The sequence below is a fragment of the Jannaschia helgolandensis genome, from assembly GCF_900109285.1.
Classification (GTDB): Bacteria; Pseudomonadota; Alphaproteobacteria; order Rhodobacterales; family Rhodobacteraceae; genus Jannaschia; species Jannaschia helgolandensis.
In genome coordinates this window covers 233,567-250,251 of the sequence record NZ_FNZQ01000005.1, presented here as the reverse complement: position 1 = coordinate 250,251, position 16,685 = coordinate 233,567, and the positions used below count along the sequence as shown (strand labels likewise).

At 60.2% G+C, this 16,685-nt stretch carries 13 protein-coding genes; 12 read left to right on the top strand and 1 reads right to left on the bottom strand.

What is annotated here, in order from left to right; translation table 11 throughout:
- The first annotated feature begins 8 nt into the window (after nucleotides 1–8).
- From BMY38_RS13855 to BMY38_RS13830, 6 genes are all read left to right on the top strand, one after another.
- Nucleotides 9–1,796: a gamma-glutamyltransferase family protein gene (locus tag BMY38_RS13855; protein ID WP_092763785.1), complete on the top strand. Its 1,788-nt coding sequence runs from the start codon at nucleotides 9–11 to the stop codon at nucleotides 1,794–1,796.
- Nucleotides 1,793–2,530 carry a DUF1028 domain-containing protein gene (locus tag BMY38_RS13850; RefSeq protein ID WP_092763783.1) on the top strand — a complete coding sequence of 246 codons (738 nt, stop codon included), beginning with the start codon at nucleotides 1,793–1,795 and terminating at the stop codon, nucleotides 2,528–2,530. Before BMY38_RS13855 ends, BMY38_RS13850 begins: the two co-directional genes overlap by 4 nt.
- Nucleotides 2,531–2,553: 23 nt before the next feature.
- On the top strand, nucleotides 2,554–3,273 hold the full coding sequence (locus BMY38_RS13845; RefSeq protein ID WP_217638818.1) for a FadR/GntR family transcriptional regulator: 720 nt from the start codon (nucleotides 2,554–2,556) through the stop codon (nucleotides 3,271–3,273).
- Nucleotides 3,274–4,084: 811 nt separating this feature from the next.
- Nucleotides 4,085–4,849 (top strand): tripartite tricarboxylate transporter TctB family protein, encoded by a 765-nt coding sequence (locus BMY38_RS13840; protein WP_092763871.1) that lies wholly within the window; start codon nucleotides 4,085–4,087, stop codon nucleotides 4,847–4,849.
- Between the two features lie 14 nt (nucleotides 4,850–4,863).
- Nucleotides 4,864–5,946: a tartrate dehydrogenase gene (locus tag BMY38_RS13835; protein ID WP_092763777.1), complete on the top strand. Its 1,083-nt coding sequence runs from the start codon at nucleotides 4,864–4,866 to the stop codon at nucleotides 5,944–5,946.
- A gap of 10 nt (nucleotides 5,947–5,956) precedes the next feature.
- Nucleotides 5,957–7,030: a tartrate dehydrogenase gene (locus BMY38_RS13830; RefSeq protein ID WP_092763775.1), complete on the top strand. Its 1,074-nt coding sequence runs from the start codon at nucleotides 5,957–5,959 to the stop codon at nucleotides 7,028–7,030.
- A 98-nt stretch (nucleotides 7,031–7,128) separates the two neighbouring features.
- Here BMY38_RS13830 and BMY38_RS13825 read toward each other — a convergent pair whose 3' ends face one another.
- The gene (locus BMY38_RS13825) at nucleotides 7,129–7,770 is read right to left on the bottom strand and encodes a YcbK family protein (protein WP_245737619.1); all 642 of its coding nucleotides are present in this window, start codon (nucleotides 7,768–7,770) and stop codon (nucleotides 7,129–7,131) included.
- 29 nt (nucleotides 7,771–7,799) lie between these two features.
- On the opposite strand from BMY38_RS13825, the gene BMY38_RS18475 reads away from it, so the two are divergent.
- From BMY38_RS18475 to BMY38_RS13800, 6 genes are all read left to right on the top strand, one after another.
- The gene (locus BMY38_RS18475; protein ID WP_245737618.1) at nucleotides 7,800–8,156 is read left to right on the top strand and encodes a GIY-YIG nuclease family protein; all 357 of its coding nucleotides are present in this window, start codon (nucleotides 7,800–7,802) and stop codon (nucleotides 8,154–8,156) included.
- On the top strand, nucleotides 8,048–8,350 hold the full coding sequence (locus tag BMY38_RS18470; RefSeq protein ID WP_245737617.1) for a DUF4357 domain-containing protein: 303 nt from the start codon (nucleotides 8,048–8,050) through the stop codon (nucleotides 8,348–8,350). Before BMY38_RS18475 ends, BMY38_RS18470 begins: the two co-directional genes overlap by 109 nt.
- Nucleotides 8,351–8,925: 575 nt before the next feature.
- Nucleotides 8,926–9,126, top strand: coding sequence for a helix-turn-helix transcriptional regulator (locus BMY38_RS13815; RefSeq protein WP_092763771.1), 201 nt, complete (start codon nucleotides 8,926–8,928; stop codon nucleotides 9,124–9,126).
- Between the two features lie 209 nt (nucleotides 9,127–9,335).
- Nucleotides 9,336–9,530, top strand: coding sequence for a type II toxin-antitoxin system Phd/YefM family antitoxin (locus BMY38_RS13810; protein ID WP_092763769.1), 195 nt, complete (start codon nucleotides 9,336–9,338; stop codon nucleotides 9,528–9,530).
- On the top strand, nucleotides 9,527–12,760 hold the full coding sequence (drmD, locus tag BMY38_RS13805; protein WP_092763767.1) for a DISARM system SNF2-like helicase DrmD: 3,234 nt from the start codon (nucleotides 9,527–9,529) through the stop codon (nucleotides 12,758–12,760). The genes BMY38_RS13810 and drmD overlap by 4 nt, the downstream gene beginning before the upstream one ends.
- Before the next feature lie 5 nt (nucleotides 12,761–12,765).
- Nucleotides 12,766–16,677 carry an Eco57I restriction-modification methylase domain-containing protein gene (locus tag BMY38_RS13800; RefSeq protein ID WP_139204720.1) on the top strand — a complete coding sequence of 1,304 codons (3,912 nt, stop codon included), beginning with the start codon at nucleotides 12,766–12,768 and terminating at the stop codon, nucleotides 16,675–16,677.
- Nucleotides 16,678–16,685: the final 8 nt, after the last annotated feature.

The following is a 16,685-nucleotide window of genomic DNA, read 5'->3' as shown; positions in this document are numbered from 1 at the left end:
GGCACACGATGAGTTTTACAACCAGGCCCGAAATCCGCGGCACATTCGGCGTCGTCACCTCGACCCATTGGATCGCGTCAGCTGTCGGCATGGGCATTCTTGAGCGGGGCGGCAATGCCTTTGACGCAGCCGTGGCCACGGCGATCACCTTGCAGGTCGTCGAGCCGCATCTGAACGGCCCGGCGGGCGACATGCCGGCGATCTTCCAGAAGGTGGGCGAAGCGGTCCAGGTGGTTTGCGGTCAGGGACCCGCACCGGCGGCGGCGACCATCGAACATTACCGCGCAGAAGGTCTGACGCTGATCCCCGGATCGGGCCTGTTGGCAACGGTCATTCCTGGGGCCTTTGACGGTTGGATGCTGTTGTTGCGCGACCACGGGACGTTCAGCTTGCGCGACGTCCTGGCCCCGGCCATCGGCTATGCGCGGGACGGTCATCCAATCCTGCCACGGGTGGCGAATACCATTGCTGGGTTGGCTGATTATTTCGCGGAACACTGGCCTTCCTCGGCGGAGGTCTGGACGCCGGGCGGCGCAGCGCCCGAGGCGCATGCCCTGTTCCGCAATCCGGATCTGGCGCGGACTTACGAACGGCTTGTGGAAGCCGGGGAGGCCGCGGGCGACGACAGGGTCGCGCAGATCGACGCGGCAAGGTCCGAATGGCGCGGCGGTTTCGTGGCGGACGCGGTAAGCGACTATCTAGCGGAGGCCAATGTGATGGACGTCTCGGAAACAAGCCACCGGGGAGTGTTGACCCGCGAGGACATGGCCGGATGGCAGGCCAGCTATGAAGACAGTCTGAGTTACGAATATCACGGCTGGACGGTTCACAAAACGCAAGCCTGGGGGCAGGGGCCGGTCCTGTTGCAGGCCCTCGCCATCCTGAAACACCTCGATCTGGTCGCAATGGACCCGATGGGCGCGGACTTCGTCCACGTCGTAATCGAGGCCATCAAACTGGCTTATGCCGACCGCGAAGCCTACTACGGCGATCCCGCCCAGTCTGACATTCCGATGGAATATCTTCTGTCGGATGCCTACAATGCAGACCGCGCGACGCTGATCGGCGCGACGGCCAGCACAGACCAGCGACCGGGCCGCGTGCCCGGTTTCGCGCATCTGTCCGACGCCTACATTGCCCGCGCGACGCGTGATTTCGGCGTCGCCGACGCTGCGCCGCAAGAACCGACGATGGCGCATCTGACCGAGAAGCGTGGCGATACCGTGCATATCGACGTGATCGACGCCGCCGGGAATATGGTTGCGGCGACGCCCTCGGGCGGATGGCTGCAGTCGAACCCGGTCATTCCAGGGCTTGGATTTCCGCTCAATTCCCGTGCGCAGATGTTCTGGTTGGAGGAGGGCCTGCCCAGTTCGCTGGCACCCGGTCGTCGCCCGCGCACGACGCTGACGCCCTCGCTGGCCGAACACCACGACGGGCGGCGGTTGGTTTTCGGGACGCCCGGCGGCGATCAGCAGGACCAGTGGCAGTTGATCTGGTTTCTGCGGCTGGTGCATCATGGGTTTGAACTGCAGGAAGGCATGGACGCGCCCTTGTTTCATTCGATGCATTTTCAGGGTTCGTTCTATCCGCGTGAGGCGAAGCCCGGCGAGATGATGGTCGAGCCTGCGTTTGGCACCGAGGTTATCGCTGACCTGCGAAGCCGGGGTCACACGGTGCATGTCGCCGAGCCGTGGTCGGTTGGACGGCTGACAGCGGCCATGCGCGAGGCCAACGGAGTTTTTCGGGCGGCGGCGACACCGCGTCTGATGCAAGCCTATGCGGTGGGCCGATGACCTATTCCCTGATCGCGCGTGCCGGGGACGAAATCGGCCTGATCGTCGCGTCGAAGTTCTTTGCCTGTGGCGCAGCCGTGCCCTTCGTTGGCGCGCGCAGCGCAGTGGCCAGTCAGGCCTTCTGCAATCCTCTCTGGGGGACCGAAGGCCGGACCCGACTGGAAGCCGGGGAAGCAGCGGAGAAGGTGCTGGCGGATTTCGTGGCGCGCGATGCGGGGCAATCCATTCGGCAGGCGCATTTGATGGATAGCCACGGACGGTTTGCTGCGCATACCGGGGCGGACTGCGTCGATTGGTGCGGTCACCTGATCCGCGACGATCACTCGGTGGCAGGGAACATGCTGGCCGGACCGGATGTGATCGCGGAAACCTCGCGCGCCTTCATGACCGCCGAGGGGCCATTACCGGAGCGGCTGCTGGCGGCAATGCGCGCGGGCGAAGCGGCAGGCGGCGACAAGCGCGGACGACAGGCGGCAGGCATGGTGATCCATCGGGGCGAGGCCCACGCCTGGCTTGACTTGCGCGTCGACGACGATGCGGACCCGCTGGGGGAGCTGGAACGGCTCTGGGATGTCGCGCAGGAGCGTTACGTGGGCTTCACATTGGGCATGGCGACGGCGGCGAACTTCTCGGGCCTGCCCGACCGCGCGCCCATCGACAGGGCCATCGCCGAGGCCGAAGCACTGCGTCTGGCCGAGGGCCGGGCAAGCCGGTCGCGCGCGGTCGAGTCATGAGCGAAGCGGGGCTGAAATCACGCATGCTGGACCTGATCGCGGCAGGCGAGTTGGGGAGCGACGGGCGGCTACCAACGGAGCGGGCGCTGGCCGAGCGCTTCGGCACCTCGCGCCGACTGGTACGGTTGGCCCTTGATGCGCTGGAGGTCGAAGGGTTGGTCTGGCGCAAGCAGGGATCGGGAACCTTTGCGGGTCAGCCGTCGGATCCTACGGGGGATCTGGCGGCTCGGATCGCGGGCGAGACCGATGCGCTGCAGGTGATGGAAGCCCGGCTTTGTATCGAGCCCGAACTCGCCGCACTTTGTGCCCTGCGGATGACCGATGCGGAGGTCGCGCGGCTGCGGATGTTGGCGCATCGACAAGTCGAGGCAACGGATCCCCAGGGGACCGAGCTCTGGGACGGAGCGCTGCACCGATTGATCGCGCATTGCGCCCGCAACCGACCGCTGTTGACGGCCTTCGCACTTTTGGACCGGATCCGATCGAACCCTGATTGGGTTGCTCTGCGCGCTCGCGCCCGGGCCCGCAATGGCGCATCGCTGGCCGTTACCCTGAGCGAACATGAGGTCCTGATCAACGCGATCGGGGCGGGCGATCCAGCTCTTGCAAGGCAGGCCATGTACGACCACCTTTCCACCCGGTTTGCGGCGCTAAGAGCGGAGTTGGATGATGAGATGCTGCTGTCCAATGCGAACGTAATGGATGGTATAGTCGCTCCGGACCCGTCGCTCGCAAGGCGCTGATACAGTTCCGTGGATCAGTTTTACAAATTGCCTGATGGCCGGACTGCCCCGTTCCCGACGGATGTATTCCACGGCTTCTGTGACAGGTATGCCGAGCGCGGTATATACTTTGAGCACGGCGATGCGGAGAAGAGCTCCGTGACCTGACAGTCGAAGTCCCGCGCATAAGCCTCTGGCTTTCCTCGCACCGGACGGTGCTGAAACGGCTGACATGCGGGCGCGAGGCATCGGCGGTCAGTCTCTACGATCTGTGTTTTCTGGCAGGAGAGATTTGGCGGGAGCAACATAAGCGCGCATTCGATTGATTGTCGGCGTTTCACCCTCAACGAAGCGCGGGCTGAGCCCGTTTTTGGTGGTGCGGACGATCGTGCCTTTTAGGTAATCGTTGTTTTAGCCCAAGCTGCCCTGGCCGGGACGGATCTAAACTGCACGCGCATTGCCTTTTTACTTATTGCCCTATCCGGCGTCTCCCAAGAAAAACCGGTTAGGCGAAAGAAAAGAAACGCAGGTAGCAAACATCAAAAGCCTCGGAAGCCGCAACCACACGCACACGCAAAGAAGCGCCCTAATTCATCTGGAACCCCGTCAGGCAATTCGGTTTCGCAATCAGCCAAAAAAGCTCACAAGCGACGGTCCGAACCGGCACTTCGGCTCTCAACCGATGTAGATGAGTGGGCACGTATGCTCTCAAGGCTCGGGCGTGTTTCCAGAAAAGACGACGACTTCTCATGATTAACCGGAACTACGATTGACCGCTGTTCCGTGCGAGATCGTCGCCTATCCAAAGGACAACGTCGAGGACGCGCAGCTGATGGTCGGGCTCGGCATCCTTGCGTGGATCCTGAACCGCTACGGCTTCCAGCCGTCACCGATCGTGCTCGGCCTCGTCCTGGGCTCGATCGCCGAGCAGGGATTTGTCCAAACCTATCTGATCGGCAATGCATCCGGTCGCCTGACCGAGATGTTCTTCATGCGCCCGATCAGCATCGGCATCATCTGCGCCGCCTTGCTGACGCTGCTTTTCCCGATCTGGTCGGACTGGAAATCGAAGCGCCGCGCCCAGCTTGCACAAGCCGGCGTGCAATTCGCGATTGCTGAAGCCGCGACCATACCAGAGCCGAAACGGCGCGACGTGCCCGGAATGATCTTTGCCGGGCTCTTCGTGATCCTTGGGATCGTGATCTATGTTGGCGCGTCCGCATTGTCGCCACTGGGGGCCGTATTCCCGATCGCAATCGCTGCCGCTCTCATCGTCTTCTCGGTTCTTTTGATCGTGATGAACCTGCGCCGGCCTGCCGGCGGACCGGGCGAGACGCTGGATCTCAATGGAGGCGCAATACGGCGCATCGCCCTCGGGATCGTCATGCTGGCATGGGTGCTGCTGATACCGGAGATCGGCTTTCTCGTCACCAGCCTCGCCGCTTTTTTGGCAATCATGATCATTGCTGACTACGACAGGCCGTCCCCGACAACCTGGGCAATCTGGATCGGCTCGGGCGCATTGATCTGCTTCGGCTTCTGGTGGCTCATGGCCAACGTGCTGCTCCTGCGGATGCCCGCCGGCATGCTTTTCTGAAAGGAAGTAACCCAATGACCAGAAAAGAATACAAGCTCGTCGCGATAGGCGGCGACGGAATCGGCGTCGAAGTCGTTGATGCCTGTCTGGAAGTCCTGACCACACTTGCGGATCGCGACGGCAGCTTCACTTTCGGCGTGACCAAGTTCGACTGGAGTACTGACCGCTACAAGCGCACCGGGGCGTTCATGCCCGCAGACGGAGCGGACCAGTTGCGCGCCTTCGACGCCATCCTGTTCGGCGCCGTCGGGGCGCCAGACGTCCCGGATCACCTTACCCTGTGGGGCCTGCGCCTTGCGATCTGCCAGCCGCTCGACCAGTACGCCAACGTCCGGCCCACACGCGTCCTGCCGGGAATCCAGTCGCCGCTGCGCCATGTCAATGGAGGCGAGATTGACTGGGTGATCGTGCGTGAGAATTCCGAGGGCGAGTACGCTGGGCAAGGCGGCCGCTCGCATCCGGGGCTGCCGCTCGAAGTGGCAACCGACGTGTCGATCTTCACCCGCGCGGGGATCGAGCGCATCATGCGGTTCGCCTTCAACCTGGCACAATCACGACCGCGCAAGCTCCTCACGGTGGTTACCAAGTCGAACGCGCAACGGCACGGCATGGTGCTCTGGGATCAGATAGCCGCCGAAGTTGCGCGGGAATTCCCGGACGTCACCTGGGACAAGATGCTGGTCGACGCCATGACCGTGCGCATGACGATGAGGCCGGACTCACTCGATACGATCGTCGCAACCAATCTGCACGCCGACATTCTGTCTGACCTTGCGGCCGCGCTCTCGGGCTCCATCGGTGTCGCGCCGACGGCAAACCTCAATCCCGAACGGGACACGCCCTCGATGTTCGAACCAATCCATGGCTCGGCCTTCGACATCACCGGCAAAGGCATCGCCAACCCGGTCGCAACCTTCTGGACCGCCGCGATGATGCTCGACCACTTGGGCGAAAGGCTTGCAGCGGACCGGCTCATGCGGGCGGTCGAAGCCGTCACCGCAAATCCTGATCTGCACACACCAGACCTGGGCGGGAATGCCACGACACGCATGGTCACGAACGCCGTAATCGAGGCCCTTCGCGGTCGAAACGAATGAGAGCTACACGATGACAGGTAACCACCTGAAGATTGCGGTCATTCCCGGAGACGGCATCGGCACGGAGGTCGTGCCGGAAGGGCTTCGAGTCCTGAAGGTTGTGGCCAAGCGCCATAACATCGACATCCGCTTCGACGAGTTCGATTTCGCGTCGTGCGAATATTACCAGAAGCATGGGCAGATGATGCCTGGCGACTGGAAAGACCGGATCGGCGGGCACGACGCCCTGTTCTTCGGCGCCGTAGGCTGGCCAGAAACCGTGCCGGACCACGTATCGCTCTGGGGGTCGCTGATCCAGTTTCGCAGGCAGTTCGATCAGTATATCAGCTTGCGCCCGGCGCGGCTCATGCCCGGCGTGCCATGCCCGCTTGTCGGGCGCGATCCTGGTGACATCGACATGTGGATCGTCCGCGAGAACACCGAGGGCGAGTATTCCTCGATCGGTGGCAGGATGTTCCCCGACACCCCGCGCGAGGTCGTGATGCAGGAAACGGTGATGAGCCGGGTCGGTGTGGATCGTGTGCTGAAATATGCGTTCGAACTGGCTGCAGCGCGCCCGCGAGCGAAACTGACCTCGGCCACCAAGTCCAACGGCATCTCAATCACCATGCCCTACTGGGACGAACGGGTTAAGGAGATGGCAAAGAACTACCCAGGCGTCAGCGTCGACAAGTACCACATCGACATCCTGACAGCGCAATTTGTGCTGAATCCCGACAGATTCGACGTAGTCGTAGCTTCGAATCTTTTCGGCGATATCCTCTCCGACCTCGGCCCCGCCTGCACCGGCACTATCGGTATCGCGCCCTCAGCAAACATCAACCCAGAACGCGCTTTCCCATCGCTGTTCGAGCCGGTTCACGGCTCGGCTCCCGACATTGCGGGTAAGGGCATCGCCAACCCTGTCGGTCAGATCTGGGCTGGAGCGATGATGCTAGACCATCTCGGCCACCCGGAGGCTGCGTCCGATATCGTCTCTGCGATTGAGCGGGTCCTTTCCGCACCCGCATTGCGGACAAAGGATTTGGGCGGGTCGGCGGACACAGTGACGTGTGGCAAAGCCGTGGCTGATGCGCTCGGCTGAAAGACGACTGGCGAGAATGTTCGGCGCTGCCAACGTGGCGGCCGATCGCTCGAAAATCTTGGCGCGGCATCTGCCCGCAGGAAACTGGCGCCCGGCGATCATCGCAGCCTTTGCTGCCAATCATTAAGACGCGCGTAAATCGTGTCTGCGATGCCGCCGAGCGCGACCGCGATGAACACCCGGCGAAGCGTGTCGAGATGCGGAACCAGCGGCAGGATCGCGGTCTGGGTCTCGGACAGGAAGCTCTGTGCAACTTCGACCCCCGCCGCGCCCAGCGTCGCCATCCCGGCCGCTCCCCCGCCTTTCATGGTGCGACTCTCGGCCAGTACTTCTCGCGCGGGCGGGTTCTCGGCTGCAAATGCGGTCGCCCGGACCGGGAAACGCTCACCCCATTGGCGCGCGGGGCCAAGGTCGACATGGATGAAACCCGAGCGCGGATAGAAGCCGAATCCGAGGAAACCGACTGCGCGTGCCGCCGCCTCGAACGCCACCGGATCATGGTTCGACATGGCAATGTCGAAAGCCGCGCCGTCCATGTGTTTCGAACCGGTTGCGCCGCCGACGGCGCGGTTATGCTCAGGGCTACGATAGGCAGAGCGGACGATCAGCGGCTTGACCAGCCAGTCGCGCAGCGCCTGCAACTTGTCTAGCGCCGGTTCGTTGATCAGCAGTTTGCCGGTGCCCCGGCAGGCAATCTCGGCGGGCGAGAAGTTCGGCCAGCGCCAGGCTTTCTCCGGCACATCGCGCCAAAGAGGTATGTGTCGTCCACTTGCGCTGTGAACAGGTTGGTCTCCAGAGATCGAGCGGGCCGGGCGTATATATCCTCATCGGCAACGACGAAGACGTTCAAGACCGACAGCTTGCATACATCGGCGAGTCCGAAGGCATCGGCGCTCGCCTGTCGTATCACAACTCAAATGAGGCCGGGCGAGACGCGAAGGGTTTCTGGATCGATACTGTGATCCTCATCAGCAAGGACGAGAACCTGACCAAGAGCCACGCTCGCTATGTCGAGGCTTGCCTGATCCGCGGCGTTGGGAGCAATCCTCGCTGGACCATCCCCAACTCGCGGACACCGTCCGACGACGCCGGCAAGTTGCCTCTACCCTCAGGAACACCCTCATAGAGAAGGGCGTCCTTCTCGAAGAAGGTGATTTCCTCATCTTCACAAGCGACTACAGCTTCACGTCCGCATCTGCCGCAGCTGCGACCGTCATCGGCGCGAGCGCAAACGGCCGAATTCTCTGGAAGCTTCCCGATGGACGCACCTACGCGGACTGGGAGACGAGCCAAGACGTAACGAACGGGACTTCCAGCTGACACTCATCAGAGAATAGTCCAGGCGTTCGATTTCTGTTCCATAGCGGCGAATGCCACTGAAATCGAAGTGATTAGCAGCGCCAGTCAAAAATTAACGCATTTTCAGACACTTGGATAGAATCCACTAAACTCGCGCAGGCAACAGGTCCGGAGAATATCGGCCCCGAGAGACCGCTTCGGGGCCTCGCGACGGCAGGGCCAGTGCTCAGCCCCACCCGCATAACCCTCGAATATAACGAGAAAATCCGGCCGTAGCCGGATGGGGAGAAACGTTTAGCGAGGGCAAGTGGCGGAGGGAATGACTCACTCCGCAATTCGGCTGTTTTGGCACTTCGGATCGAGTCTAGACGCCACGAAAACCCCTGAAATCTTGAGAAAAGTGTCCGACCCCATGCCGATGGGCATCGCGCTACCGCGGAGGATCCTACTCGGCTTTGACGGCTTGCGCCATTTTTCGCTAGCCCCGCCTGTTTCGGACATAGCCTCTGGGCACTCAACATACCGACTTGAATAGGTTTTCTTCTCACGCATTCGTTTTCTTGCGACCGAAGTGAGTTGCGCAAAAGGAGACGAAAATGAGCGAAGTATGTCTGAGTCAAATCGAATTAGCGGCCCGATGGAAGATCAGCCACCGAACACTTGAACGCTGGCGTTGGGCCCAGGAAGGTCCGCGATACCTGAAGATCGGCGGTCGGGTCGTGTACAGAGTGTCGGACGTCGAGGCATTCGAACGCCAGGTTCAAAGCTGCCCGGACGAGCTACCGGCCGAAGGCTAACCCAGCAGACTAGGAGTCGAACCCACTGGGCTCGACTTCGCGCCTATCCAATCAGGCCGACCCATACGGAGATCAGCAGTCGCGAGGCGTTATCCACGTCTTCCTAGCGACCAAGTACGGGTTGCCAGTCGCCCGCTCGCAGCCCGTTTCTCTCTATCAAGCCAGCTCAATGGTGGCTACAATAGCTCCACCTCAACAGGAGGCGAGCTATGCAGCATATGGCGGCGCGGGACGCAAAGAACAGCTTCGGAAGACTGATCGACACCGCTCGAGCTGAACCGGTGGCAATCGACAAGTACGGCCGGACAGTCGTAGTTGTTATCGCAATTGAAGAGTACAATCGCCTCACGGCTCTCCAAGCACCGGCCAAACCCGACAGTATGATTGGAGATAGTGGAAAATGAAGAGTGGCTCGCCCAGTAACGGCATTACGCAAGGCGATTTCGTCGAGGTCCGAGGCAAGCAGTGGCTTGTCGAATCCTTGTTGGGTGACGCGAGCGACCTTTCGACATTGGGCCTCTCCTGCATCGCTGATGACGCACAAGGCGAACAGCTTGAGGTTCTTTGGGATGCCGAGATCAATGGGAAGCTTCTTGACGATGATCGCTGGAGTGGCGTCGGGCACGGGCAGCCGGACAGCCCCGAAGTCTTGGCCGCGCATATCCGGGCGATCCGCTGGAAGTCGGCGACTGCCGCAGACCGAGACCTCCTTCAGTCGCCTTTCCGGGCTGGGATCAGGCTTGATGCATACCAATTGCTACCACTCAGAAAAGCTCTTCGCCTGCCACGCGTCAATCTCCTCATTGCAGATGACGTTGGTCTCGGGAAGACGATCGAAGCCGGGCTGATTGCCAGAGAACTCTTACTGCGTCGACGGATAGATTTCATCGTTATCGCCGCGCCTCCCGCAATGACTATTCAATGGAAAGACGAATTAGAGGCAAAGTTCGGCCTGTCGTTTGAAATAATTGACCGTGAACGAGTCGGTGATCTCAGGCGCACCAGAGGGTTTTCGGTCAACCCATGGACCACAGGCTCCCGGTTTATCATTTCGCACCGATTGATGACCGACGAAACCTACGCAGCTGGTTTGCGGGACGTCCTTGGTGAGTTTCGAGCTCGGGCGCTTCTGATCTTGGATGAAGCACACCATGCCGCCCCGTCCGCTGGTACCCGTTACGCTGTATCCAGCCAGCTTACAAAGGCGGTCAGGGAGCTCGGGGAACGCTTTGAGCACAGACTGTTCCTGACAGCCACTCCGCACAACGGTCACTCCAACAGCTTCTCAGCTTTGCTCGAAATGCTTGACCCTCAGCGCTTCACGCGGGGTGTTGAAGTTCGTCCCAAAGACTTGGAACCAGTGATGGTTCGCCGTTTGAAATCCGATCTGCGCCGTCTCGGAGAGGCTTTCCCCGAGCGGGTTGTCGAGCCGATCATTCTCGACGGCTTGTCGGAAAGCACACCTGAGCTGGAATTGGCCCGTCAACTCGGCGCATATGGTGAACTTCGAATGGCGCGGATTGCCAAACTACCGAGTGGCAAGGCCGCAATCGCCAAACTGACATTCGTTGGGCTTCAGCAGCGCCTTCTATCTTCGGTGGCCGCGTTCCATCGCACGCTGAAAGCTCATCGGGTGACCCTCCAAAAGGTGTTAGACGGAACTGAAGTTGCTCGGATCGAGAACTCAGCCGCCAGTTTTGTTAACTCCCTCTCGGCTGAAGAGAGCGCTGAATTGGGTCTAGAAGACGAGAGCGCCGAGCAGGCATTCGATGAAGATGCAGAAGCAAGCGCAAGCGCGGCCTCGTCCGCGGGAGTTGTCGATGCGTCTCGTCAGGAGCTGATATCTGAGCTCGCCGCCGTCGATGAGATGCTCACACTAGCAGAGAAGCAACTGTCGCGGCCAGACGCTCGTGTGGAGTGGCTGGTAGGTTGGATTTGCGCAAACATGTTGGACGGGGAGGCTTGGAACCAGCGACGTCTAATTATCTTTACAGAATGGGAGGATACCAGACGTTGGCTAGAGCGACGTTTGCGCGAGGCACTTTCGGCCACCGACCTCGCCGATGAACGGATCGGTGTGTTCACAGGTGCAACGGGTTCTGATCGCCGGGAAGACGTAAAACGAGCGTTCAATGCTGATCCAAGCACTGAGCCGCTGCGAATTCTCATTTGCACGGACGCAGCACGAGAAGGCATCAATCTTCAATCCCATTGTTCTGATCTGCTGCACTTTGACCTGCCTTGGAATCCATCGAGGCTCGAGCAACGAAATGGTCGAATTGATCGGAAATTGCAGCCAGCCAAAACAGTCTTTTGCCGTTACTTTCGATACGCTCAACGCGAGACTGACATCGTTCTCGATGCGCTGGTTTGGAAAACTGAGACCATACGCGAAGAACTGGGTTCAGTTGGAAAGGTGATCGAAGACAAAATTTCGAAGCGATTGGCAGAAGGTGGAATCGGGAAAGGTCAAGGAGCCTCGCTTGCGCGTGCAATAACTGAGGAAAACGATGCAGAAAGACTTCATCGGGCGCGTTCAGAGATGGATGACGAGGAACGAGCGCGACATGATCGTCTTCTGAAAGAACAAGACGATCTAAGAAAAGTTCTTGAGCGATCCCGAGAGCGGGTCGGCGTCAATGCAGACGACCTCAAGCGGGTCGCCTCGGCCGCACTGTCGCGCGCAGGTCTGTCGCTTGATCAATCTCGCGGAGCGACCGTCGGCAGGACAGAGACATACCATCTCGACCCCAGCGATCCGGCGTTCTCGCGAGACGCTGGTTGGGACGATGCATTCGACGATCTACGCGTCAGACCTCGAAAACGGGGAGAGAGATTGGGAGATTGGCGACGGAACGCGCCTATACGCTCGATCGCTTTCGAGCCTCCAATTCTAGCTGATGGCAGAGACGCCGATAATGTTGTCCAGGTCCATCTTGAACACCGACTTGTTCGTCGACTTCTATCGAGGTTTCTCAGTCAGGGATTCCAGTCAAATTTGTCCCGGCTATCGGTTATCGAAGGTCCCGGGGCCCAGCCAAGAGTTGTCCTAATGGGGCGTTTGGCCGTGTACGGTTCCGGAGCGGCAAGACTCCATGAGGAGATCATTCCCGTTACAGCGATCTGGAGTGAGTCGGACCGAGAACGCCGACAACTGATGGCGCTGGGAGAAAGCGGGGAAGAGAGGACGCTAAACCAACTTGAGGATGCACTGCGCAATGCGCGCGCCGCACCCGCGTCCGCAGTCTCGAGGGTCAAAGAGCTCTACGCCAAAGACATCGCCGACTTGACGCCTGCATTCGAGAAGATCGCGGCTGAACGCCTGTCGACGGTGAAGGCGCAGCTAGTCAAGCGTGGAGAAGAAGAAGCCCGGTCACTCGAAAGCTTGCTAGATCAACAGCGCAAGAGGATCGCAAAAGCCGCAACAGATTTCAATCCGAACCAGCTCACTCTTGATCTTGTTCCGGACGAGCGACGCGAACGCGAAGCGGATCGAAGGCACTGGGAAAGCCGCCTTTCACGGCTCGAACAAGAACTTCTAGACGAACCGCAACGCCTGCGGGAATCCTACGAGGTCCGAGCCCATCGCCTGGAGCCGGTCGGACTTGTTTACCTATGGCCGGTTTCAGGGTGATATAGATGGTTTCTGAGATTAATCGCGACCCCGACCTCGAGTGGCTTGATCATATTCAGCCGGTTGGACTTGTCATTGCGCCCAGCGTTCTCAAGGAGCTGGGGCTAGCTCCACTGCATCAGAGCCCGATAGACACAGGTGCTATCGCCGAGCTTTTGAACACTGATAGCGACGGCACAGCGATCCTCGACCCTTGGGCCTTTGCGGAACAAGTTCTGGGCTGGGAAGCTCGCCACACCGCCGGTACGGCAGAGGGCCCGGAGATCCCGGATCAACTGATCGTCAGGTTGCCAGAGCATTCTACTACCCTTTCTCCGCATTGGGCAGTGGCGGAGCTAGGCGAAGCCGACCAGCCTTGGCAGTTGCTTGTACGTATCGAGGACGCCGGAATTGATCCTGACACGCGGTCTCAGCTCGATGGCTGGGAGGCGACGCCTCACCAGCGCTTCGAGCGTCTTCTACGTGACACCGGCGTCTTTGCCGGTGTGATGATCACCGACAAGGTGATCCGCCTTGTCTATGCGCCTCGTGGCGAGACTTCTGGTCATCTCTCGTTCCCGATCCGCCCTCTCGAGACAGTGGCCGGGCGTCCAATGCTCGCGGGCCTGAAGCTCGTCCTTGACCGCTTCCGTCTGTTCTCGGATGCCGATGAACGGCGACTTCCCGCACTCTTGAAGAAAAGCCGCGATGCGCAGGCTTCGGTTTCCACGGAACTTGCCGGTCAGGTCCTCGGCGCTTTACACGACCTCCTTCGTGGTCTGCACGCAGCCGATCCTGATCTCACGCGGGGCCTTGCACGCTCCCATCCCGACCACCTCTATGAGGGTCTTCTGACGGTCCTCATGCGGCTGGTGTTCATCCTCTATGCCGAGGACCGTGATCTGCTACCCTCCCGCTCGGATGGCCGCGCCAGATCGATCTATGAGACGAGCTATTCCGTCCGTGGCCTCTTTGCACGCCTCGCCGAAGAAGCCGCGCTGAACCCAGACACGATGGATGAACGGCGCGGCGGCTGGGGTCAGCTGCTGGCTCTGTTCCGGCTGATCCACGGAGGGCAACCGACCCACTTCGTCCAGGCGCGCGGCGGCAAGCTGTTCGATCCGGATGAATTTCCTTTCCTCGAAGGCCGCAGCGATGTGGATGAGGACCCTCGCGTCCTCCAGGTCTCGGACGGCTGCATCCTGCGCATTCTCGAAGGGCTCATGACCCTGAAGCTGCGCGGGCAGCAGCGTGAACGCCTCTCTTACCGCACACTCGATGTCGAACAGATCGGCTCCGTCTACGAGACGGTCATGGGCTTCACCGTCGAGGAGGCGCCGTGTCGAGTGCTAGCGATCAAAGCTGGTAAGAACAACAAGACGCCCGTCTTCGTTGGCCTCGACGATCTTCTGAACAAAAAGGGCAAGGACCGGATAAAGGACCTGAAGGAGAATGTGGGCCGTTCCCTGACCGCCGCGCAAGCAAAGCCGATTGAGGCTGCTGCAACGGTCGAGGATCTCGCCGCCGCACTCGACAACATCGTCGATGGACGCGGCTCGCCCCGCCACATAGTTGCGGCGACGGGAACGCCAATCCTCCAGCCGACGGACGAACGCCGCCGCACCGGTAGCCATTACACACCGCGCAGCCTGACAGCGCCGATCGTCGCCCATGCGCTGGAGCCAGCGTTCGAGCGTCTGGGGCCGGATGCGACGCCCGAACAAGTCCTCGACCTCAAGGTCTGCGATCCGGCAATGGGGTCCGGTGCGTTCCTCGTCGAAGCCTGCCGAGCCATCACCTCGCGCCTGGTCGATGCCTGGGCGCGCTGGCCAGAGGCGCGGCCGAAGATCCCGGCGGATGAGGACGAGGAGCTTCATGCGCGCCGCCTTGTCGCGCAGCGGTGTCTCTATGGCGTGGACCGGAACGCGCGCGCGGTCGATCTGGCGCGGCTATCGCTCTGGCTGGCCACGCTGGCAAAGGATCACGAGTTCACCTTCCTCGACCATGCGCTGAAATGCGGCGACAGCCTTGTGGGTCTGACGCCCGAGCAGATCGCAGCAGCGAACTGGGATGCTTCGAAACCTGGCCTGCCTCTACTGCGGCCGCTCGTTGCCGAACGTGTGGCCGAGGCGGACCGGGCCCGCGCCGAAATCCGGTCGGCACCGGACGACACGATGCGTGCAATCCAGGAACAGCGCCACAAGCATGTGGAGACGCGTCTGTCGCCAGTACGGCTGCTCGGGGATGCGGTGATCGCGGCCTTCTTCTCGGCCGACAAGGCGAAGGCGCGGGAGAAAGCCCGGGCGGATGCAGAAAGCTGGTTCTCGGGCCGCCCGGCAAGGTGGGACCTGCTGGAGGCTTCTGCGACGGCGCTGCGCGATGGGGAGTATGGTACTCCACCGTTTCACTGGGCCATCGAGTTCCCAGAAGTGTTCAAACGCGAGAATGGCGGGTTCGATGCCATCGTCGGCAATCCGCCTTTTCTTGGAGGTGCCAAGATCTGGCCGTCGCTTGGTCCCGGGTATCCGGACTGGCTTCGAGAAACGCACAAGGATAGCGGTGGCAAAGCTGTTGATCTCGTTGCCCACTTTTTGAGAAGATCGTTTGACGTACTTAGAGTGGGTGGCGCATTTGGCCTAGTTGGGACGAAAACGATATCAGAAGGCGACACCCGCGAGGCTGGCTTGATGTCGCTGAAGAAAAGTGGCGCGGATATTTTTCGAGCTCAACAGAGCATTCAATGGCCGGGTGAAGCTGATGTTTTTGTCAGCATTATTCACGTGGAGCGCGGCGGAAAAGGAAGATCGGCCTTTCTTAATGGCAGGCCAGTAGAAGGTATAAATTCTTTTCTTCTGCCTTCAGCAATCGAGTTCACTGCCAAAAAGCTTCGATCAAACAAGAAGAAAGCTTTCCGCGGATGCGACGTTTACGGCTTGGGCTTTATCTTTTCGGATGATGAAAAAAACGGCCAAGCCGGCACACTTCAAGATATGGATGACCTAATCAGTGCGAACCCGCACAACGCAGAACTAATTATGCCGTTCATCGGAGGGAAAGAACTAGCGACTGATCCAGCGCAAAAAGCTACGCGGTTTGCTATAAACTTTGCGAATATGTCTCTCCAAGAGGCGACGAAATGGCCTGATCTGCTACAAATCGTTGAAAACAAAGTTAAGCCGCATCGGGCCAGGCTAGGCGGGTATTCTGTCGCCATTAGAAGGCGAGATTATTGGTGGCAGTACGGAACGTATACCCCTGCACTATACAACGCAATTCGGTCCCAAAGTCGTGTTCTAGCGATATCCCGCATTACCACTTACATCGCGTTCGCCTTTTTGCCAGCCAAGACGATATTCAATGAGAAGGTCATTGTACTTGCCGCCAGCGGCGAAGAGCGAGATTTTGCCGTCGTCAGTAGTCGAGTGCATGAGCTTTGGGCCCTCATGTGGGGCACGACGTTGGGGGAAACCCCGAACTACAGCCCACCGGATTGTTTCGAGACATTCCCGTTTCCGGTTGCACATGAATCGTCAGTTCAGCTGCGCAAGGTTGGGTTTGCTTACGACGAACATAGGGCGCAGATAATGCTTTCACGTAAAGAAGGTTTGACCAAAACCTACAATCACTTCCACGACCGCGGTCAGAACGCTTCAGATATCGCTTGTCTGCGCGAACTCCATGCCGAGATGGATGCCGCCGTCCTGCGCGCCTACGGCTGGGACGACCTCGCCGACCGGGCGCAGCCGGAGTACATCGAACAGGACGCCGACGAGGGCAAGCAAGCCAAGACCCGCCTCGACTGGCCGTCCGAGTTCAAGGACGAGGTCCTCGCCCGCCTCCTCGCCCTCAACGCAGAACGTGACGAAGCCGAACGCGCCGCAGGCCTGACCGCGTCCGACGTAGACGATGACGAAGACGACGCAGGAGAAGCGGCATGATGGAGGCA